Source organism: Rhodococcus sp. LMD (assembly GCF_056108245.1).
Map to the genome: position 1 here is coordinate 328,078 of NZ_CM148557.1, position 20,199 is coordinate 348,276.

The 20,199-nt window shown below is 71.3% G+C and carries 15 protein-coding genes; 5 read left to right on the forward strand and 10 right to left on the reverse strand.

Annotated elements, in window-relative coordinates:
- Positions 1 to 82: 82 nt before the first annotated feature.
- The 3 genes from ACWPQI_RS01485 to ACWPQI_RS01495 form a co-directional block, all read right to left on the reverse strand.
- Positions 83 to 3,394, reverse strand: a complete 3,312-nt coding sequence (locus ACWPQI_RS01485) for an arabinosyltransferase domain-containing protein (protein ID WP_040270432.1) — start codon at positions 3,392 to 3,394, stop codon at positions 83 to 85.
- A gap of 61 nt (positions 3,395 to 3,455) precedes the next feature.
- A complete protein-coding gene (locus tag ACWPQI_RS01490; RefSeq protein ID WP_040270433.1) occupies positions 3,456 to 6,707 on the reverse strand; it encodes an arabinosyltransferase domain-containing protein in 3,252 nt (1,083 codons plus the stop codon).
- Positions 6,708 to 6,815: 108 nt separating this feature from the next.
- Positions 6,816 to 7,085 (reverse strand): helix-turn-helix domain-containing protein, encoded by a 270-nt coding sequence (locus tag ACWPQI_RS01495; RefSeq protein ID WP_026137866.1) that lies wholly within the window; start codon positions 7,083 to 7,085, stop codon positions 6,816 to 6,818.
- Between the two features lie 38 nt (positions 7,086 to 7,123).
- On the opposite strand from ACWPQI_RS01495, the gene map reads away from it, so the two are divergent.
- The 3 genes from map to ACWPQI_RS01510 all read left to right on the forward strand — a co-directional run bounded on the left by map (position 7,124) and on the right by ACWPQI_RS01510 (position 11,320).
- On the forward strand, positions 7,124 to 7,891 hold the full coding sequence (gene map / locus ACWPQI_RS01500) for a type I methionyl aminopeptidase (protein ID WP_040270436.1): 768 nt from the start codon (positions 7,124 to 7,126) through the stop codon (positions 7,889 to 7,891).
- Positions 7,892 to 7,962: 71 nt separating this feature from the next.
- Positions 7,963 to 10,737 (forward strand): FAD-binding and (Fe-S)-binding domain-containing protein, encoded by a 2,775-nt coding sequence (locus ACWPQI_RS01505; RefSeq protein ID WP_010596176.1) that lies wholly within the window; start codon positions 7,963 to 7,965, stop codon positions 10,735 to 10,737.
- A gap of 163 nt (positions 10,738 to 10,900) precedes the next feature.
- Positions 10,901 to 11,320 (forward strand): DoxX family protein, encoded by a 420-nt coding sequence (locus ACWPQI_RS01510; protein WP_040270459.1) that lies wholly within the window; start codon positions 10,901 to 10,903, stop codon positions 11,318 to 11,320.
- Positions 11,321 to 11,374: 54 nt separating this feature from the next.
- Here the strand turns inward: ACWPQI_RS01510 and ACWPQI_RS01515 are convergent, their stop codons facing one another.
- From ACWPQI_RS01515 to ACWPQI_RS01525, 3 genes are read right to left on the reverse strand one after another with little or no spacing between them, the layout of a single operon-like run.
- Positions 11,375 to 13,288: a galactan 5-O-arabinofuranosyltransferase gene (locus tag ACWPQI_RS01515; protein WP_474738612.1), complete on the reverse strand. Its 1,914-nt coding sequence runs from the start codon at positions 13,286 to 13,288 to the stop codon at positions 11,375 to 11,377.
- A gap of 39 nt (positions 13,289 to 13,327) precedes the next feature.
- A complete protein-coding gene (locus tag ACWPQI_RS01520; protein ID WP_010596173.1) occupies positions 13,328 to 14,125 on the reverse strand; it encodes a decaprenylphospho-beta-D-erythro-pentofuranosid-2-ulose 2-reductase in 798 nt (265 codons plus the stop codon).
- Positions 14,125 to 15,549: an FAD-binding oxidoreductase gene (locus tag ACWPQI_RS01525; protein WP_010596172.1), complete on the reverse strand. Its 1,425-nt coding sequence runs from the start codon at positions 15,547 to 15,549 to the stop codon at positions 14,125 to 14,127. Before ACWPQI_RS01525 ends, ACWPQI_RS01520 begins: the two co-directional genes overlap by 1 nt.
- 208 nt (positions 15,550 to 15,757) lie before the next feature.
- Here ACWPQI_RS01525 and ACWPQI_RS01530 point away from each other — a divergent pair, with 208 nt between their 5' ends.
- Positions 15,758 to 16,180, forward strand: a complete 423-nt coding sequence (locus ACWPQI_RS01530) for a GtrA family protein (RefSeq protein ID WP_051009409.1) — start codon at positions 15,758 to 15,760, stop codon at positions 16,178 to 16,180.
- 66 nt (positions 16,181 to 16,246) lie between these two features.
- Here the strand turns inward: ACWPQI_RS01530 and ACWPQI_RS01535 are convergent, their stop codons facing one another.
- The 3 genes from ACWPQI_RS01535 to rfbA are packed head-to-tail and all read right to left on the reverse strand — an operon-like array spanning position 16,247 to position 18,191.
- Positions 16,247 to 16,732, reverse strand: coding sequence for a GtrA family protein (locus tag ACWPQI_RS01535; RefSeq protein WP_029540188.1), 486 nt, complete (start codon positions 16,730 to 16,732; stop codon positions 16,247 to 16,249).
- Entirely contained in the window at positions 16,729 to 17,316 is a 588-nt protein-coding gene (gene rfbC / locus ACWPQI_RS01540) for a dTDP-4-dehydrorhamnose 3,5-epimerase (protein ID WP_102031866.1), read from the reverse strand. The genes ACWPQI_RS01535 and rfbC overlap by 4 nt, the downstream gene beginning before the upstream one ends.
- 2 nt (positions 17,317 to 17,318) lie before the next feature.
- Entirely contained in the window at positions 17,319 to 18,191 is an 873-nt protein-coding gene (rfbA, locus tag ACWPQI_RS01545; RefSeq protein WP_102031867.1) for a glucose-1-phosphate thymidylyltransferase RfbA, read from the reverse strand.
- A 64-nt stretch (positions 18,192 to 18,255) separates the two neighbouring features.
- On the opposite strand from rfbA, the gene rfbB reads away from it, so the two are divergent.
- Positions 18,256 to 19,272 carry a dTDP-glucose 4,6-dehydratase gene (gene rfbB, locus ACWPQI_RS01550; RefSeq protein WP_102031868.1) on the forward strand — a complete coding sequence of 339 codons (1,017 nt, stop codon included), beginning with the start codon at positions 18,256 to 18,258 and terminating at the stop codon, positions 19,270 to 19,272.
- On the opposite strand, the gene ACWPQI_RS01555 is transcribed toward rfbB, so the two are convergent.
- Complete coding sequence (locus tag ACWPQI_RS01555) at positions 19,230 to 20,198, reverse strand: NAD-dependent epimerase/dehydratase family protein (protein ID WP_040270473.1); 969 nt, start codon at positions 20,196 to 20,198, stop codon at positions 19,230 to 19,232. The genes rfbB and ACWPQI_RS01555 overlap by 43 nt on opposite strands.
- Between the last annotated feature and the right edge of the window lies 1 nt (position 20,199).

Genomic DNA, 20,199 nt, shown 5'->3' on the forward strand with positions numbered 1-20,199 from the left:
CACATTCGGTCGATGGAGCCGAACCGGTGTGACATTCGGTCCGGAAGGCGCGAGAGGACCGCATGCGACGGCAGCGGGTGGCCTACTCGTACACGCGCAGCGTGCCCGGGTTCCACAGCCCGGAGCGGGTGACCGTCTCGGTCTGCGGCTCGGCCGGCACCGCGTCCGGGTAGAACCGCACGTACCGCTCGAGCGAGCCCCAGTCGCGGGCCCAGTCGTCCTTCAGGTACGTGGGGATCTGCTCGGGGCGCGCGAGGGCCTCGGTGAAGCCCAGCGGTCCGCCGTTGTCCGCGGACTGCCACGTGTCGGTGGAGGACACGGCCAGGGGTCGGTCCGGCAGGATGCGGTAGTTCGGCATCTCGGCGATGCCGTAGCGGTGGTCGAACGGACGCTGGCACGGGAACTGCAGGCCCACCGCCCAGTCGAGCAGCACCGGCTGCTCCGAGCCGACCACGGTGTCGAGCGTCTCGAGTTTCGGCACGCGCGGCGGTGTGAACGCCAGCCACTGGTCGCCCGTGAGGTTGGGGTCGTTGGCGACGATGCGGACGGCGTCGGTGTCGGCGGGCAGCTCCGACAGCGGGATGCGCAGGTTCCGCCACGACGGCGCGGGCCCGATGTCGCGCGGCAGGTAGGTGCCCTGCGGTTCGACGGTGCCGTCGGGCAGGCGCCTGCCGTACTCGACAAGCAGCGACTGGCCGTAGGTGGTGGCGCCGGTGTCGTCGACGGACCAGATGCGACCGGCCGCCGAGATGACGACGAGCGGCGCGTCGTCGGTGCGCTCGGGTAACCCGTACCAGCTCGACGTGAGCAACGCCGGTTCCTGCACGCCCTCCTGGTAGCTGCCGAGCACGGGGGTCACGGCCGGGTCGAGGCCGAACGGCAGCTTGGCGTCCGAGCCGTTGACGGTGCGCGCCCCGGTGCCGCCGGTGGTGCCGCCGCCGGCGCCGGTCTCGAACGTCGGCCCGACGCTCTGGTTGTCGGTGTTGCCCTGGCCGGGCTTGACCTCGACGTAGTCGGCCGTGAGGTCCGACGGGATGCCGTTGGGATCGAAGCCCACGGGTTCGGCTCCGGCGAGGGCGTCGCCGCCGCGGGGTGGGTTGTCCGGGTCGACGATGGGCGCGAGCCGACCGGAGTTCGGGTCCGATTCGACGAGGACGTCGTCGGCCAGCCCGCACGTCTGGCCGGCGAGCGCGCCGACGTTGGACCGGGCGAGCGAATACGCCGGATACTGCGATACCGCGCCCTTGAGCAGCGACAGCACCTCGAAGAGCACCATCGCTCCGGCGACGACGGTCAGGGGCGCCGCGGCGAACTTGCGGATCCGGCGGCCCTTGCGGGTCGTGGGTCTGGGTTGCGGCGGCGCGTAGCCCTCCCGCAGGTACTGCCACGCGACGAGCCCGAGGGCGAGCCCGAAGAGGATCAGGAACAGCGAACTGGACTGGTTGCCCTTGAAGGAGACGGTCTTGTCGAACCACGGGATGCCGTAACTCGACACGTACCACCAGCCGTTGATGCCCGCGAACGACACGGCCAGCACGAACAGCAGTCCGGCGAGGAAGATCGTGCGGTTGCGCCGCGACCGCAGCGCGCTCGCGGAGACGACGACCGCGGTGAGGGCCGCGAGGGACCCCGCGATGCCCGCGTACGCCCCGAAGTGGTGGGTCCACTTCGTGGGGTTGAACATCATGAAGAAGATCGTGCCGAAGACGATGCCGATCAGCCGCCACGACGGTCCCGTCGCGACGCCGGGGATCCGGCGCCGGCGCAGCAGCACCAGCAGCGACGTGAACAGGCACAGCAGCATGACGAGGAACGCGAACCGGCGGGCGAGCGAGCCGTCGACGGTCTGCACGAACAGGTAGTAGTAGCGGAGGAAGTCGTTCCACCACTCCTCGTTCGGGCCGATGATCGTGCGCACGCGGGTGGCCTCGAGCACGGCGGCGAGGGTCTGGTCGGAGAACACGACGACGAGCACGAGCGTGCCGGCGGCGGCGATCGGGGCGAGCAGCGGCAGCGTCCCGACCTCGCGGTGGCGGCGCACGACGATCCGGGTCATGGGCCGGATGCCGGCGAGCAGGGCGGCGATACACATCAGGCCGGTCGGGGCGGCGGCGAGGGTGAACGCGCCGATCATCACGGCCGTCGCAGCCGGCAGCAACCGGCCCGTGGCGATCGCCCGTTCGATCGAGCACCAGGTCAGCAGGGCGCCGAGCGCGACGATCGGCTCCGGACGCAGGCCGTTGTTGTAGGGCAGCCAGAAGGCGAGGAACACCAGGCCGCCGGTCCACAGCGCGACGGTGTTGTGCCGGACGGCGCGGCCGAGGCGGGGCACCACCTCGCGGCTGATCACCATCCAGCAGGTGATGCCGGCGAGCAGGGCGGGCAGCCGCATCCAGACGCTGGCGGTGGAGACCTCGGCGAACGCGGCGAGCACGTCGTAGTACCAGCCGAAGGGGGCCTCGGGGACGCCGAACCAGCGGAAGTAGTTGGCCATGTAGCCCGAGTGCTCGGAGACCCGGGCCATGGTCAGCAGGTAGCCGTCGTCGGAGGTGTTCGCCCCGAAGAAGTGCCACCCGAGGAGTGTGCCGACGACGACCGCGTCGACGCCGGTGAACTTCCACCAGTGCGACGGCAGGAAGCGGCGATGCCCCCGGCCGTCGGTGCCGTCGAGTTTGGCGAGCGCACCGATCGCCAGCGCGGTCGACAGGGCCGCCAGGATCATCGCGAGGAGCTTGACCACCGTCGGCGACGACGAGAACCGGGAGTCGACGTCGACGGTCACCGACATGCCGGGCACCGTGGTGTCCAGGTCGCTGAACACGCCGACGACGAGGGGGCGCAGGTCGCCGGTCAGCTCACCGGCGCGCGGGTTGCCGTTCTCGTCGCTCAGGCCGACGAACTCCGCGGTCGTGCGGTCGACGTCGGAGAAGATGCTGATCTCGGTGCACGCGGCGGATTCGACGTCGCTGCGCGGGGCGGTGGCCACGACGACGTTGCGGTCGAGAACGTCCACGTTCTCGGCGCCCACCCGCACGAACATCGCGTTGAGTGCGGCGCCCTCACCGCTCGGTGGTGCGGTCGCGAGGAGCATGCCACCGCCGGGCGGCATGCTCGCGACGGCGGTGCACGGCACGGTCGCGCTCAGCTGCAGCGGCACCTGCGACATGAGCGGCACCTCGACCGGCCCGGTCGAGCCGTTCTGCGGCCAGGTGACGGTGGCTTCGGTGACCTTGACGGGCAGGAACGGGGTCGCGACGGCGAGGAGCACACCGAGCAGGCCCGCCACCGTGGCGACGAGCCGGGCGGTGCGGTACTGCGCCCGCAGATCCCGGGCAACCGGCGGCCGGGGCACGGCTGCGGAGGGGGCGGGAACTGTGGTCACGTCGTCGGGCACGATTGTCGATGGTATCGGGCGCAGATGAGCGGACGCACCGTCCCTACCGACGCGTAGGACCTCATTCACGCATTACGGGCACACCGTCGCGGATCGGGCCGGGTGTCCACCAGCCCCAGCGGACGACGTCCTCGGTGGTGATCTCGGCAGTCCTCGCGCTCGGATCGATGGGTGAGTATCGCTCCAGCGAGCCCCAGTCGCGGTCCCAGTCGTGGTTCAGATAGGTGGGAACGGTCTCGGCGGTGAGCAGCAGCGGTATCCAGCCGAGCGGGCCGCCCCCGATGTCGTCCTGCCAGCCGTTGGTGGAGTCGGCCCCGACCCGGTCGGGCAGGATCCGGAACTCGGGGACCTCGGCGACACCGTAGCGATGGTCGAACGGACGCTGGCAGGGGAACGCCAACCCCACCGACCAGTCGAGCAGGACCGGTGCCGTGGAGCCGACGACGGTGTTCAGGGTCTCGAGGCGCGGCATCCGCGGCGGCGTGACCGCCACCCACTGGTCGGGGGCCAGGTTGCCGTCGGTCACCACCAGGCGGACGGTGTCGGCGTCGGCGGGGATCCGGTCGCCCGGCACCCGCAGGTTGCGCCACGACGGAGACGGTCCGATGTCGATGGGCGCGACGCGGGCCAGCGGCTCGACGCTCGAACCGTCGCCGGTCCGGCCGAACTCGAGCAGCACGTCCGCACCGGGGGTGAGGACGCCGTCGGGGTCGACGTAGTGCACGCGGCCGGCGACGGTGACCACCAGCAGCGGCGTGGCGTCGGTGCGGTCGGGCAGCGCATACCAGCCGGACTCGAGCACGGCTTCCTGCTGCGCGCCGGCGCGGTAGCTGCCGAGCACGGGGGTGCGGGCGGGGTCCAGGCCGAACGGCAGCGCGACGGTGCTGTCGTTGATGCCGGCGGCACCGCGGCCGCCGCCGGTGCCGGCGCCCGTGGAGGTGGTGGTGCCGCCCTCCTCGGTGTCGACCGTGTTGGCGCCGCCCGTGGTGGAGATCTCCTCGTCGGCGGTGAGATCGAGGGCGACGCCGTTCGGGGTGAAGCCGTCGGCGGTGCCGGCGCCGAGGGCTCCGGCGACGTCGCCGTCGACGGGGGCCAGCGCGGTGGCATTCGGGTCGGTCTCGACGAGGACGTCGTCGGCGAGGCCGCAGCTGCCGCCGGTCAGGGCGGCGGCGTTGGACCGGGCGATCGAGTACGCCGGATACTGCGCGACCGCGCCCTTGACGAGCGAGAGCACCTCGAACAGGACCACGCCCGCGGCGACGACGGTCAGCGGTGCCGAGGCGATCGCTTTCACGCGGCCGTTGCGGTCGGGTTTCGGGGTGGCGAACGGTTCACGCAGATGGAACCAGGCGGCGACGCCGAGCGCGACCAGGGCCAGCGCCAGCAGGCCGGTGGAGAAGGCGCGTCCGGAGATCGACGGCGGCTTGTCCCACCAGGGAATCCCGTAGCTGGAGACGTACCACCAGCCGTTGGAGCCGGTGAATGCGAGCGCCAGCACGAACAGCACCCCGGCGGTGAAGAGCGCGCGGTTGCGGGCGGAGCGGATGCCGACGGCGCCGACCCCGACCGCGGCGAGCGCGGCGACGGATCCGGCCAGTCCGGCGTACACGCCGAAGTGGTGGGTCCACTTGGTCGGGGTGAGCATCATCAGCAGCAGGGACGCGAAGACGATGCCGAGGATGCGGCGCGACGGCCCGAGGGCAGTGCCGGGGATGCGGCCCTTGCGCAGGATCAGCATCACGCACACGATCAGGCACAGCAGCATGACGAACACGCCGAACCGGCGGCTGAGGGATCCGTCGGGGGAGACGGTCAGCAGCGCGTCCCAGCGCAGCCGTTCGTCGAACCACGGCACGTTGGGTCCGACCGCCGAGCGCACCCGGGTCGCCTCGAGCACCGACGCGAGGGTCTGGTCGGCGAAGACGACAACGAGGACGACGGTGCCCGCGGCGAGGATGGCGGCGATGGGCGGGATCACCCCGACGAGCCGGCGGCGGCCGACCAGCCGGACGACGACGGGTCGCGCCCCGGCGACGAGCGCGGCGACCGCGATGAGTCCCGTGGGGCCGGCGGCGAGGGAGAAGGCGGCGAGCAGCACGGCGATCGCGGCGGGCAGCATGCGGCCGGTGGCGACGGCGCGTTCGATCGAGCACCAGGTGAGCAGGGCGCCGAGCGCGATGACGGGCTCGGGTCGCAGGCCGTTGTCGTACGGCAGCCAGAAGGCGAGGAACACCAGCCCCGCGGTCCACAGCGCGATGCGGTTGCGGCGGACGGCGACACCGAGCCGGGGAATGACCTCGCGGCTGATGACCATCCAGCAGGCGATCGCGGCGAGCAGGGCGGGCAGCCGCATCCACACGCTGGCGGTGGAGATCTTCGCGAGCAGGACGAGCACGTCGTAGTACCAGCCGAACGGGGCCTCGGGGACACCGAACCACCGGTAGTAGTTGGCCATGTAGCCGGCCTCGTCGGAGGCGCGGGCCATGGTGAGGATGTAGCCGTCGTCGGAGGTATTGGCGCCGATGACGTGCCACAGCAGCAGTGTGCCCACGACGACCGCGTCCACCGCGGTGAACCGCCACCAGTGGGCGGGCAGGATCCGGCGGGCGCGGCGGTTGTCGACGCCGTCGAGGCGGTGCAGCGCCACGAGTGACAGCAGGGTCGCGAGGATGCACACGAGCATCGCGACGAACTTGACCAGCGTCGGGGTGGAGGTGAACCGCGAGTCGAGGGCGGCACGGACGGACAGCCGCTCGGCGTCCGGGCCGGAGGTGAGGGCCTGCGCCGATCCCTGCAGGTCGGAGTAGACGCCGACCATCTGCGGCCGATGATCGCCGTCGAGCGTGGCGATGTGGTGCCCGTCGTCGTGTTGCCCGAGGCCGACGATCTCGGCGGCGGTGCGGTCGGCGTTGGTGGCGACGGTGACGGCTGTGCAGCGGTGCTCGTCGTCGATCGGTGCCGACACGACCACCGAGTTGCGCAGCACCACCTCCATGGCGGCGGGCCCACCGTCGGTGCCGGGGACCGTGCGGATCACGAGGGCGTTCTCGGTGGCGTCGGGGGCGTCCGGCGGCACGGTCGAGATCAGGGTGCCACCCTCGTCGCCGAGCAGCGGGAAGGCCGAGCAAGGCACGCTCGCGCGCAGTTCGAGGGGGGCGTAGGAGACGAGGGGCGCCTCGATGTTGGTCAGGTCGCTGCCCTGCGGCCAGCTGACGGTGGCGGCCTCCTGCCGGACCGGCAGGAACGGCACGGCCAGGGCGAGCAGCATGCCGAGCAGTCCGCTGACCGTCGCGACGATCCTGGCCGTGCGCACGCGCGCCTTCGTATCGGCGTAAGCGGGCGTTTCGGGCGAAAGGACATCGACGGGCACAAGGATCGATGCTAGGCGAGGGACGGGGGAGGCGGGGGTGGCCTCCTCCGGTCAGGAGGCGGCCTCGTGCTCGGCGGGATCGTCCGTCGGGTCGCCGGCCAGGTCGTCGAGGGAGAGTCCGAGGACCCGGGCGAGCGCGGTGACGGTGAAGAAGGCGGGCGTGGCGATGCGTCCGGTCTCGATCTTCCGGAGGGTCTCGACGGAGATGCCGGCCTCGGCGGCGACCGTCGCCATCCCGGCGGCGCCGCGTGCCGCGCGGAGGCGTTCGCCCAGGCGTCGTCCTCGCTCGAGTTGGGCCGGAGTAAGTGGTTCGCGCACCATTCCCGTATAGTAATACCGGTATTTCTATTGGAGGTGTGATGGTCGAGTTGAAGACGCCCGGCGAGGTCGAGGCGATGCGCGCCGCCGGTGCCGTGGTCGCGGAGGCGCTGGCAACCGTGCGGGCCCACGCGGGAATCGGGGTCTGCCTGAAGGACCTCGACGACGTCGCCGCCGAGGTCCTCCGAGCCGCCGGCGCGACCTCCCCGTTCCTGGGCTACCACCCCGACTGGGCGCCGTCGCCGTTCCCCGGTGTCGTGTGCGCGAGCGTCGGCGACGCCGTCGTCCACGGCATTCCCGGCAGCTACCGGCTCCGTGACGGTGACCTGGTGAGCATCGACTGCGGGGCGGTGCTCGACGGCTGGTGCGGGGACGCCGCCGTGAGCTTCACCGTCGGGACCGCCGACCCCGAGGACCTCGCCCTGATCGCCGCGGCGGAGGACGCCCTCGCGCGCGGCGTCGCCGCGGCCGTGCCGGGAAACCGTCTCGGCGACATCGGCGCGGCGATCGGCGGATACGTCCGCTCCCGCGGCTACGGCATGCTCGCCGACCACGGCGGTCACGGCATCGGCCGCCGCATGCACGAGGACCCGCACGTGCCCAACGAGGGCCGGGTGGGGCGGGGGATGCGGCTGCGGCCGGGACTGGTGCTGGCCGTCGAGCCGATGCTGCACGCCGGCGGCGGCGACGCCTACCGGCACGACCCGGACGGATGGACGCTGCGCACCGCCGACGGCAGCCGGGCCGCGCACTGTGAGCACACCGTCGCGATCACCGAGGACGGACCGGTCGTCCTCACCTCCCGCTGACGGCGCATCGACCCCGGCCGTGCCGGTCCGACCTGCGACGAAGCGACCCCTGCAGGCACTAGCATCGGCCTATGGCCCGGGCGAGGACGATCGGCGAGGCCCTGCGCGACGCGGGCATCTCCGAGGTGTTCGACGACACCACCACCCGCGCGCTCTACTCGTCCGACGCCTCGCTCTACCGGGTGCCCCCGCAGGCGGTGGTGCGGCCCCGCGAGATCGACGAGGTCGGCACCGTGCTCGAGGTGTGCCGCCGGCACGGCGTTCCGCTCACCTCACGCGGCGGCGGGACCTCCGTCGCCGGCAACGCCGTCGGGCCCGGCGTCGTACTCGACTTCGCCCGCCATCTCGGCCGGGTCCTGCGGATCGACCCCGAGGCGCGCACGGCGACCGTGCAGCCCGGCGTCGTCCAGTCCGAACTGCAGCGCGCCGCCGCCCCGTACGGACTGCGCTTCGGACCCGACCCGTCCACCCACAACCGCTGCACCGTCGGCGGGATGATCGGCAACAACGCCTGCGGTGCCCGCACCCTCGGCTACGGACGCACATCCGACAACGTTCTCGGTCTCGAGGTGCTCACCGGCGCGGGCCGGCACCTGTCGCTGCCCGACGACGCCCCCGTTCTCGAATCACTGCGCCGGATCACCCTCGACCACCTCGCCACCATCCGCACCGAGTTCGGCCGGTTCGGCCGGCAGGCTTCCGGCTACGCCCTCGAACACCTGTTGCCCGAGAACGGGTTCGACGTCCTGCGCTTCTTCGTCGGCAGCGAGGGCACGCTCGGTGTCGTCACCGAGGCGACGGTGCGGCTCGTCGCCGACCCCGCGGTCCGCGTCCTGGTGGCCCTCGGCTACCCCGACATCGCGACGGCGGGCGACGCCGCGCACACGTTGCTCGGCTTCGGTCCGACCGCGTGCGAGGGGCTCGACTCGCGGATCGTCGACGTCGTGCGCGCGCGGCGCGGCGCGGCGGCGGTGCCTCCGCTGCCGCGGGGGGCGGCGTGGTTGTTCGTCGAACTGTCCGGCGACGACGCCGACGAGGTCCTGGCACGGGCGCGATCCGTCGAACACGCTGCGGTGGCGGTGGATTCACTGATCGTGACCGACCCCGGCAAGGCCGCGCAGCTGTGGCGCATCCGCGAGGACGGGGCGGGACTGGCCGGGCGCAGCCCCGCCGGGCGGCCCGCCCACTCCGGCTGGGAGGACGCCGCCGTCCCGCCGGAACGGATGGGGGAGTACCTGCGCGAGTTCGAGTCGCTGCTGTCCCGGTACGGCGTGACCGGCTATCCGTACGGTCACTTCGCCGACGGCTGCATCCACATCCGCCTCGACGTGCCGCTCGAGATGCCCGGAATGTTCCGTGAATTCCTTTTCGCAGCAGGGGAACTCGTGGCGTCGTTCGGGGGGTCGATGTCGGGCGAGCACGGCGACGGCCGGGTGCGAAGCGAACTGCTGCCCCTGATGTACTCGCCGACCGCGCTGCGACTGTTCGGCGCCGTCAAGGCGGTGTTCGACCCCGAGGGCCTGCTCAATCCCGGTGTGCTCGTCGACCCGGCTCCCGTGGACCGGGACCTTCGGATCCCGGCCGCGCACCGGGTCCGGGACCTGCTCGCCTTCCGGTACGCGGGCGACGACGGCGACTTCAGGCAGGCCGTGCACCGCTGCACCGGCGTCGGCAAGTGCCGCGCCGACACCGCCGGCCTCGGCGGGGTGATGTGCCCGTCCTACCTGGCGACCCGGGAGGAGAAGGACTCCACCCGCGGCCGGGCCCGGGTCCTGCAGGAGATGCTCAACGGCACGCTCGTCACCGGGTCCTGGCGCTCACCGGAGGTGCACGAGGCCCTCGAACTGTGCCTGGCATGCAAGGGCTGTGCCTCCGACTGTCCGACCGGTGTCGACATGGCGACGTTCAAATCCGAAGTGCTGCACCAGAGTTACCGGGGTCGGCTCCGTCCCGCCACGCACTACACGCTGGGACGGCTCCCACGCTGGGCGGCGCTGGCCGGTCGCGCACCACGCGTCGTGAACACCCTCGCCAAGCTGCCGGGGGTGGCGTCCGCCGGACTGACCCTCGCCGGCGTCGACCGGCGTCGCCGCGTGCCCGAGTTCGCGCCCCGCACGTTCCGTCGCTGGTTCGCGGACACGGCGGCCGAACGTCGCACGGACGGCGAGCCCGTCCTGCTGTTCGTCGACACCTTCACCGAGTACTTCACGCCGGAGGTGGCGATCGCCGCGGTGCGGGTCCTCGAGGCGGCCGGCCGACGGGTGTGCGTGACCGAAAAGCAACAGTGCTGCGGGCTGACGTGGATCACCACCGGCCAGCTGGATACGGCCCGGAAGATCCTGGGCCGCACCATCTCCGCACTGTTCCCGGCCGGCATGCCGATCGTGGGCCTCGAGCCGTCGTGCACGGCGGTCCTGCGCTCCGACGCCGTGGAGCTGCTCGGGTTCGAACCGGCACGCGCCGTCGCGGACTCGACGGTGACGCTGGCCGAACTGCTCGGCGACTGGGAACCGCCGTCACTGTCCGGGACGTCGGTGGTGGCCCAGCCGCACTGCCACCACCACGCCGTGATGGGCTGGGGCGCCGACGCCGCGCTGCTGCGCCGGGCCGGTGCAACGGTCACCCGGCTCGGCGGATGCTGCGGTCTCGCCGGCAACTTCGGGGTGGTGCCGGCGCACTACGACGTCTCGGTCGCCGTCGCCGGGCACCAGCTGCTGCCCGCGATCGCCGCGGCGGGTCCCGACGACGTCGTGCTCGCCGACGGCTACTCCTGCCGCACCCAGATCACCGATCTCACCGAGCGTCGCGGCGTCCACCTCGCCGAGTTGCTGGCGTCCCGGTTGTGAGCCGGGGCTCGGTTCCGGGTGTCGGGACCGGGCTGGGGCGGCTCGGGTCGCCGGATCGGCACGGTGCGGTGCGGTGCGGTGCGGTGCGGTGCGGTGCGATGAGTTTTCCGGGGCCGGCCGGTCAGTCCGTAGCGAGACCGCCACCCCGACCGAGGAGCCTGCCATGATCTCGACCACCACCCGCCCCGCCGAGCGTCCCACCGACCGGAAATTCCGCATCGCCGGCCTGGTGATCACCGGCCTCGTCGTGCTGTTCCTGCTGTTCGACGCCGCGATCCACGTCCTCAACGTCGACCAGGCGCGGCAGGCGATGATCGATCTGGGCTTCGATCCGAACCTCAACTACGTCATCGGCGTCGTCATGCTCGTGTGCCTGGCGCTGTACCTGGTCCCGTCCACCTCGATCCTCGGGGCGGTGCTGCTGACCGGGTATCTCGGCGGCGCCGTGGCCACCAACATGCTCAACGAGATGCCGCTCTTCAGCACCATCCTGTTCCCGGTCTACGTCGGTGTGTTCGTCTGGGCCGGGCTGTATCTGCGTGATCCGGTGGTGCGGTCGGTGATGCCGCTGCGCCGCGGATAGCACGCCCACGTCACGACGGTCCGCGAACGGTGTTCGCGGACCGTCGCGTGCCCGCTATCCCGTGCGGGCGACGACGACGAACGGTCCGATCTCCGAGACCGTGAACCGCGGATCGTCGAACAGCGACTTCGGATACGTCACCGTGTAGCGACGGACGTTGGGGTCGTTGGGGTACACGTCCTCGGCGAGCCGGAGGGTGTAACCCTCGGCGCCCTGCCGGAACACGACCGCATCGGGTCCCCGCCACGGGGACTCGTCCCACGCGGCGAGCAGCTCGTCGGTCGTCTCGACCGACGCCCAGTCCTCGATCGCGGCGGCGCGTCCCTCGAAGTCCGCCAACGGGTTCGCGTAGTGCGACGTCAGCGCCTGGAACCCGAGATACGGGTAGTAGGCGAGGAAGGTGGTGTCGGCGGTGAGGACGACGATCTCGTCGCGCGGCCGGCCCAGCGCCGCGGTGATCGTCTCGTCCAGCTCGGCGTAGTAGGCGCCCGCGCCGGGCGGACGCTGATCGGCGCGTTCACCGTTGCCGTCGGTGTCGGTGTAGGCGACGGTGATCTCGTTCGCGAGGACCTGGGGGATGTTCTGGGTGAACGCGAGCGCACCCAGCGCGCCGACCGCGATGAGCGACCACCGCACCCGCTGGTTCTCGCTGGTGGCCAGCACGATCCAGCGGGTGAAGTCGACGAACGCGAACGTGCCGGCCGCCGCGAGCAGCACGAGCAGGATCACCTCGAGGCGGAAGGCCAGCAAAGTGTTGCCCATCGCGGTCAGCGCCATCGACGCCAGGTACCACAGGTACACGGACACCACGCCGAGCCCGAGGGCCTGCGCACGCCGCGACGACGTGGCCCGCCCGACCAGCCACACCGTGCCGAGCAGGCACAGCAGCCCGATCAGGGAACCGTGGAACATCGGCAGGGGCAGCCGCGCCCCGGTCTCGGGCAGGTAGTGCGTCGCCGTGCCGGATCCGGCGGTGGACCCGCCCCGCAGCACCTCGAGCACGAACGGCGCCCACACGAGCAGCGCGACGGCGACGGCGATCCCCGCGATCACGCCCAGCCGTACCAGCACGGGGAGAGCGGCCCGCCAGGTGCCCGCCGCGCGTCGCGCGAGCACCGCGGCGACGACGGCCATCACCGTCACCGCGAACGCCGCGATCCCGAGGTAGAGGGAGTAGAACGTCGCGGCCAGGCCCAGGAAGAGCCCGGTCCCGACGACGGCTCCGCCGCCCGGTGTGTCCTTTGGGCTGCCCCAGCCGCCCAAAGGACGCACCGGGCGCGACAGCGCCCCCCACGCCATGACGAGGGCAGGCGCGATCAGCAGCGCGACGAACGCGCCGTACGGCTCCGGAGAGCCGTAGGCGAGGACGACGGCGGTGGTGGCGGTGGCGACCAGCACGGCCAGGTCGATCCGCACCAGCGCGGTCCACAGCACGAGCCCGACGACGGCGGCGACGGCCAGCGACACGATCGACCACGGCTTGAACGCCTCCCAGCCGTCCAGGCCGAGCAGGCTCGCGAAGCGGCCGCCCATCCAGAACCAGCCGGCGGGGTAGAACGGCGGCAGGTCCGCGTACGTCATGTCCCGCAGCGCGGGGGAGTCGGTGAGCCGCGTCAGGTACTCGGTGCGGAACTCCTGGTCGACGGAGATGCCGTGCAGATAGAGCTTCGTCGCCGCCAACGGCATCCCGAGGGTGACGGTGACCAGACCCGACAGACCCGCCCACGACAGCACCCGCGCGAACGCCGTCCACCGTCGCCGGCGCAGCAGCACGACCGAGCCGGCGAGCACGGCGAGCGCCCCCACCTGCAGCACCGTCGTGACGGCCTGCGTGACGTTCGAGGAGTTGAATGCGGGCCACTGCACGCGCGCGAACGCGAACAGCCCCACGGCGGCGACGATCGTCGCGACGACAACCGCAGCGGCCCCCTCGCCGGCGGTGCGGAGGGCTCGCCGGAAGGGGGCCACGTCGGAAGAGGATACGACTGGGTCGGACACCTCCGCAGCCTAGATCGGCAGCTTCCGGAAGATCGCGCGCGGGATGTGCCGCAGCACCATCATCACGTACCGGAAGGCGCCCGGAGCCCAAACGATCTCCTTGCCCTTCGCGGACGCGGCGACGGCCAGCGCGGCGACGTCCTCCTTGTCGACCGTCAGCGGCGCTTCCTCGACGTGGGCGCTGAACTTGGTGCGCACCTGTCCGGGACGCACCACCGTCACCCGCGGACCGAACGGCGCCAGGGCCTCCCCGAGGCCCAGGTAGAAGCCGTCGAGCCCGGCCTTCGCGGAGCCGTACACGAAGTTGGCTCGCTTGACCCGCTCACCGGCGACGGAGGACATCGCGATGATGCGCCCGTAGCCCTGCGCCTTCATCTTCTCGCCGAGGAGCACACCGACCGACACGGCCGCGGTGTAGTTGATCTCCGCGACCCGGATGGCCTTGGTCTGGTTCTGCCACAGCTCCTCGGCGTCGGCGTCCATGCCGAACGCGACGATCGCGACGTCGACGTCCCCGGCAGGAGCGGAGCCTGCGGAGCGACCGTTTCCGGCGAGATCCCAGGCCCGGGCGATCATGTCCGGGTGGTTGCCGGTGTCGAGGGCGTCGAAATCGATCAGGTCGACCTTGGTGGCCCCCGCACCCTTCATCTGCGCGACAGCGTCGTCGCGCAGGGGGTCGTTGGGCAGCGCGGCGAGGATCACCCGGGCCGGCGCCTTGCGCAGGTACTCCTCGACGATGGCGAGTCCGATCTCGGACGTGCCACCGAGGAGCAGCAGGGTCTGGGGGTTGCCGACGGCGTTGATCATCAGTGGAGTTCCAACCTTCTGGACATATCGGAGGCGAACACGTTGGTGGGGTCGACCGAGCGGCGGATCTTGATCCATTCGCCGATGCGCGGGTACATCGCGTGGAACGTCTCGGCGGAGGTGCGCGAGTCCTTCGCGGTGTAGAGACGGCCGCCGAACTCGAGGACGCGGCGGTCGAGTTCGCGGACGAACTCGTTGAGCCCCGCCTTGATGGGGAAGTCGACGCAGATGTTCCAGCCGCGCATCGGGAAGCTCAGCGGCGCCTTGTTGCCCTCCCCGAACAGCTTGAACACGTTGAGGAACGAGTAGTGCCCCGAGCGCTGGATGTCGACGATGATCTTCTTGAACTCGTCGACCGCCTCGGTCGGCACCACGAACTGGTACTGCAGGAACCCGTTCGAGCCGTAGGCGCGGTTCCACTCCCCGAACATGTCGAGCGGGTGGTAGAACTGCGTCAGGTTCTGGACCTTGCCCGTGTAGTTGCCGGACTTGCGGTACCACAGCTCGCCGACGGCGCTGAAGGTGTACTTGTTGGCCAGGCCGTTCGGGAAGATGTCCGGGAACGTCAGCAGCGTCGGCGCGTCGAACTTCAGCGGGTTCTTCTGCAGCTTCTTCGGCAGCTGGTCGAGCTTGGCCAGCGAACCGCGCGAGATCGCGGCCCGGCCGAGCTTCGGCAGCGGCGCGACCGCGTCGAACCAGGCGCTCGAGTAGTCGTAGTTCGCCTCGGAGCCGTCGCTGTGCACGGCGATCGTCTCGTCGAGGGTGCTGGTGACCACGCCGTCGGCGATGAAGTACGCCGTCTCGGTGGGCGTCATCTCGATGGTGGCGCGCAGGATGATGCCGGTCAGGCCCATGCCGCCGACCGTCGCCCAGAACAGCTTGGAATTGCGCCCGTGGGGGGTGAGGGTGCGCACCTGGCCGTCCGCGGTGAGCAGGTCCATCGACCGGACGTGGTTGCCGAAGCTGCCCGCGCTGTGATGGTTCTTGCCGTGGATGTCCGCGCCGATCGCACCGCCCACGGTCACCTGCCGGGTGCCCGGCAGCACCGGGACCCACAGCCCGAACGGGAGCGCCGCGCGCATCAGCTGGTCCAGGTCGACGCCCGCGTCCACGGTGACCAGCCGCGATTCGCGGTCGATCGTGTGGATCCGGTCCAGCGCCGTCATGTCGACGACGAGCCCGCCCGCGTTCTGCGCCGGATCACCGTACGAGCGGCCGAGACCACGGGCGATGACACCGCGGCGCAGGTGCGACGGCTTGGACTCGTTCTGCTCCGCGACCCGGGCGACCGCCTGCGCGATCACCTCGACGTCGGGAGTGGACAGCACTTCCGCGGTGGTCGGGGCGGTGCGCCCCCAGCCGGTCAGAGTGCGGGTCTGGGTGGGGAGCGGCGCGGCGGCCGGCTCTGCAGCTGTCGTGGACATCGCCGTACAGGTTACCCGCCGGTCGCAGCGGCGAGAGTGTGTCGCCGGTGACGCCCGGCGTCCCGGCGTCCGGATTGCCGGAAGCGTCCGGCTGCGTTCCGTCGCGCAGCGGGGACGTGGGCCCCGCTCGCATAGGCTGTCGCCCGTGTCCGAGCATCCGCAGCACCCGCACTGGCAGACGCAACCGGAGCATCACGCCCCCCTACCGGTGGAGATCCCCGTCACCGACAGCACCGCGGACGAGGCGCTCGACCTGAAGACGCAGATCGTGCGGTTCGTCCTCACCGGCGGGCTGTCCGCGATCGTGGACTTCGGCCTCTACGTGCTGCTGCTCGCCGTGGGGCTGCACGTCAACGTCGCGAAGTCGCTGTCGTTCGTCGCCGGCACCACCACCGCGTACCTGATCAACCGGCGCTGGACCTTCAGGGCCGAACCGAGCCGGGCCCGGTTCGTCGCGGTGGTGATCCTGTACGCGATCACCTACGCCGTCCAGGTCGGCATCAACTACGTGTTGTACGACGCGCTGCCCGACGAGTGGTGGCGCGTGCCGCTGGCGTTCGTCGTCGCGCAGGGCACGGCCACCGTCATCAACTTCGTGGTGCAGCGCGCCGTGATCTTCCGCCTGCGCTGAGCGGTGGGGCGAGCGGATGTCTCGCTCGTCTCCGGGGCGGCACGGACCGTTCCCTCGGGGCGGCGGTCAGCCGCGCTCGGCGCGACGGAAGGAGAAGTCCCGGTAGCCGAAGAAGCTCGCCGTCGCGGTCACGACGGTGATCACGATCTGCGACGGGATCGGCGGGAACCCGAGCACCGAGACGGCCACGGTCATGAGGGCGAGGTTCAGCAGGAAGGCGCTCAGGTTGACCGTCACGAACCGCCACAGGTCGCGCAGGAAGTGACCGCGCACCCGGAACACCAGATAGCGGTAGGTGGAGAAGGCACACAGCACGTTCGAGGCGTAGCCCGCCACGATCGCGAAGTGGTAGCCGAGGGTGTCGCCGACGGCGAGCTGCCACACGATGAACCACGCGGTGCCCAGCGCGGTGTTGAACGCCCCCACCAGCAGGAACGCCACGGCCTGGTTCTTGAACAGGCGCATGAGCGGACCCGGCGCCCCCGTCATCCCGCCGGGCGCGCCGGCGGGCTCGGTGGCGGGATCGGGGGAGGGCACCGGCTGCGCGCTCACCCGAGGTACCGCGGCAGCGACCCGGCGGCGACGGCGTCGGCCAGCGACGGTGCGGCCTTGTCCTTGGCGGAGAGTTCGTAGTGCAGGGGTGTGCCGTCGCGGCCGGTGGTGGGCCAGTCGATGCCGATCTGCGGGTCGAGGGGGTCGATCTCGTGTTCGCGGTCGGGGTTGTAGGTGGTCGAGCACAGGTAGACGACGGTGGAGCCGTCGGCGAGGGAGCAGAAGGCGTGGCCGAGGCCGTCGGGGAGGTAGATCGCGCGGCGGTCGACGTCGTCGAGCAGGACCGCGTCCCACTGTCCGAAGGTGGGAGAGCCGACGCGCAGGTCGACGGCGACGTCGAGGACCGCGCCGGCGACGCAGGTGACGTACTTGGCCTGCCCGGGCGGGACGTCGGCGTAGTGGATGCCGCGCAGCACCCCGGCGGCGGAGACCGAGCAGTTGGCCTGGGCCAGGTCGAGCGGACGGCCGGCGGCGTCGGCGAAGGTGGGTTGTTTGAACCATTCGTAGAACACGCCGCGGTCGTCGCCGAACTGGCGGGGGGTGATCTCGAAGGCGCCGGGGATCTTCAGTTCGCGGTAGTGCACCGTCAGTGTCCTTCCCGGTCGAGCAGGTCGAGCAGGTAGCTGCCGTAGCCGGATTTGACCAGCGGCGCGGCCAGGGCACGCAGCTCGTCGTCGGTGATGAAGCCGCGCCGCCACGCGACCTCCTCGGGGGCGCCGATCTTCAGGCCCTGGCGTTGTTCGATGGTACGGACGTAGTTGCAGGCGTCGAGCAGCGAGTCGAAGGTGCCGGTGTCGAGCCAGGCGGTGCCGCGGGGGAGGACTTCGACCTGGAGGCGGCCGGCCTCGAGGTAGGTGCGGTTGATGTCGGTGATCTCGTATTCGCCGCGGTCCGACGGGCGCAGGTCGCGGGCGATGGCGACGACGTCGTTGTCGTAGAAGTACAGTCCGGGCACCGCGAAGTTCGACTTGGGGGTGGCGGGTTTCTCCTCGAGCGACAGGGCTCGGCCGTCGGAGTCGAATTCGATCACGCCGTAGGCGCTGGGGTCGGACACCCGGTAGGCGAACACCGCCCCGCCGTCGAGGTCGGCGAACCGGGTGAGCTGGGTGCCCAGGCGCGGACCGTAGAAGATGTTGTCCCCGAGGACCAGGGCGACGCTGCCGCTGCCGATGTGCTCGGCGCCGAGGACGAACGCCTGGGCGAGACCGTTCGGTTCCGGCTGCACCCGGTAGGTCAGGTTCACCCCGTATCGCGACCCGTCGCCGAGCAGCCGATGGAACTGCGGAGCGTCCTCGGCGGTGGTGATGATCAGGATGTCGCGGATCCCGGCGAGCATGAGCGTCGACAGCGGGTAGTAGATCATCGGCTTGTCGTAGACCGGCACCAGCTGCTTGCTCACTCCCAGGGTGATCGGATGCAGTCGGGACCCGGTGCCGCCGGCGAGAATGATTCCGCGCATGACGGGCAGTCTCCCATCCGGGGTGGACGCGGACCAACGACCGCACCGCCGGTAGGGTTGCCGCATGCGGTTGCTCGTCACCGGCGGTGCCGGTTTCATCGGTGCGAACTTCGTGCATCGGACCGTCGCCGACCGCCCCGAGGCGCAGGTGACGGTGCTCGACAAGCTCACCTACGCCGGCAACCTCGCCTCCCTCGACCCGGTCGCCGAGCAGGTCCGCTTCGTCCGCGGCGACGTCGCCGACGCCGCCCTGGTGGACGCGCTGGTGGCCGAGTCGGATCTGGTGGTGCACTTCGCCGCCGAATCGCACAACGACAACTCCCTGGCCGATCCGTCGCCGTTCGTGCAGACCAACCTGATGGGCACGTTCACCCTGCTCGAGGCGGTGCGCCGGCATGCGGTGCGCTACCACCACATCTCCACCGACGAGGTGTACGGCGATCTCGACCTCGACGATCCGGCGCGGTTCACCGAGGCCACCGCCTACAACCCGTCGAGCCCGTACTCCTCGACCAAGGCCGGCTCGGATCTGTTGGTGCGGGCGTGGGTGCGCTCGTTCGGGGTGGCGGCGACGATCTCGAACTGCTCGAACAACTACGGGCCGTACCAGCACGTGGAGAAGTTCATCCCGCGGCAGATCACCAACGTCCTCGACGGGGTGCGGCCCAGGCTGTACGGCACCGGGGCGAACGTGCGGGACTGGATCCACGTCGACGACCACAACCGGGCGGTGTGGACGATCATCGACAAGGGCGAGATCGGGCAGACCTACCTGATCGGCGCGGACGGGGAGACCGACAACCGCACCGTCGTCGAGACCGTCCTCGAGCTGTGCGGCAGGGACCGCACCGACTTCGACTTCGTCACCGACCGGCCCGGCCACGACCTGCGCTACGCGATCGACGCGACCCGGCTGCGCACCGAACTCGGCTGGCAGCCCCGCTACCGGGACTTCCGGGAGGGGCTGGCCGCGACGATCGAGTGGTACCGCACCCACGAGCACTGGTGGCGACCCCAGAAGGACGCCACCGAACAGGCCTACGCCCGATCCGGCGAGCGCACACTCGGCCGAGCCGACTGACCCATCGAGCGCCGGGTCGCCTCCAGCGTCGCGGCGATGCCGGCCGGCAGCGGCCGATGGCTGCGACGGTCCAGCTCCGGCCACACCACGGACCGTAACCGCAGGTCCCGGCCCTGCACCGACGCGAGCGGCGACGACGCCAGCACGACGTTGGGGCGACGGCGGAAGACGGTCCGGCAGGCGCCCAGGATCGCGCCGATCGTCACCGACCGGCCCGACGCGAAGATCTTGGTGCTCACCTGGCCCGGGTCGGTCTCCGCCCGGGCCAGGGCGTCGGCCACCATCTCGGCCGCGTCGGAGACGAACAGGTAGTCCCGCAGAGTGTCCATCGAGACGTAGATCGAGACCGGCGTCCCCGTGAGATACCCGCGGCACAGGTGGGAGACGAGACCCTGCGGTTTGGCGAGATTCTGGCCCGGCCCGTACAGGTTCGCGAAGCGCCCGATCACGGCGGTCGCGCCCGTCTCACGCGCGAAATCCGTGACGACGGTCTCGGCGGCCAGCTTGGCGTGTCCGTACAGACCGAGCGGGGCCGTGGGACTGTACTCGGAGTGCGGGGCGCCCGGCGCGGCCGCGTACACCCCGCCTGCCGACGACGCGTGGAACACCGTCCCCCGTTCGGCGCTGCCGCCGCCCGCGTGCGCGAGTCCGTCGAGCACGTCGCGCAGCAGGGCATTCTCGGCCGCGAAGGCCTCCGACGTCGTGCCGTTCACGCCGGCACCGGCACACCACGCGACCCGCCACGGCCCGCCCCCGGCGCCGCGGACGAACCGGTCCGCATCGGCCAGCAGCACGGTGCGGGCCTGTTCCGGCTCGTCCCACGGCACCACACTCGTCGTCACCGGGACGTCGCGGCGACGCAGCTCCCGGGTCACCCACGAACCGAGCAGCCCGCCGCTTCCGACGACCCACGTCGGCGCCGGCACG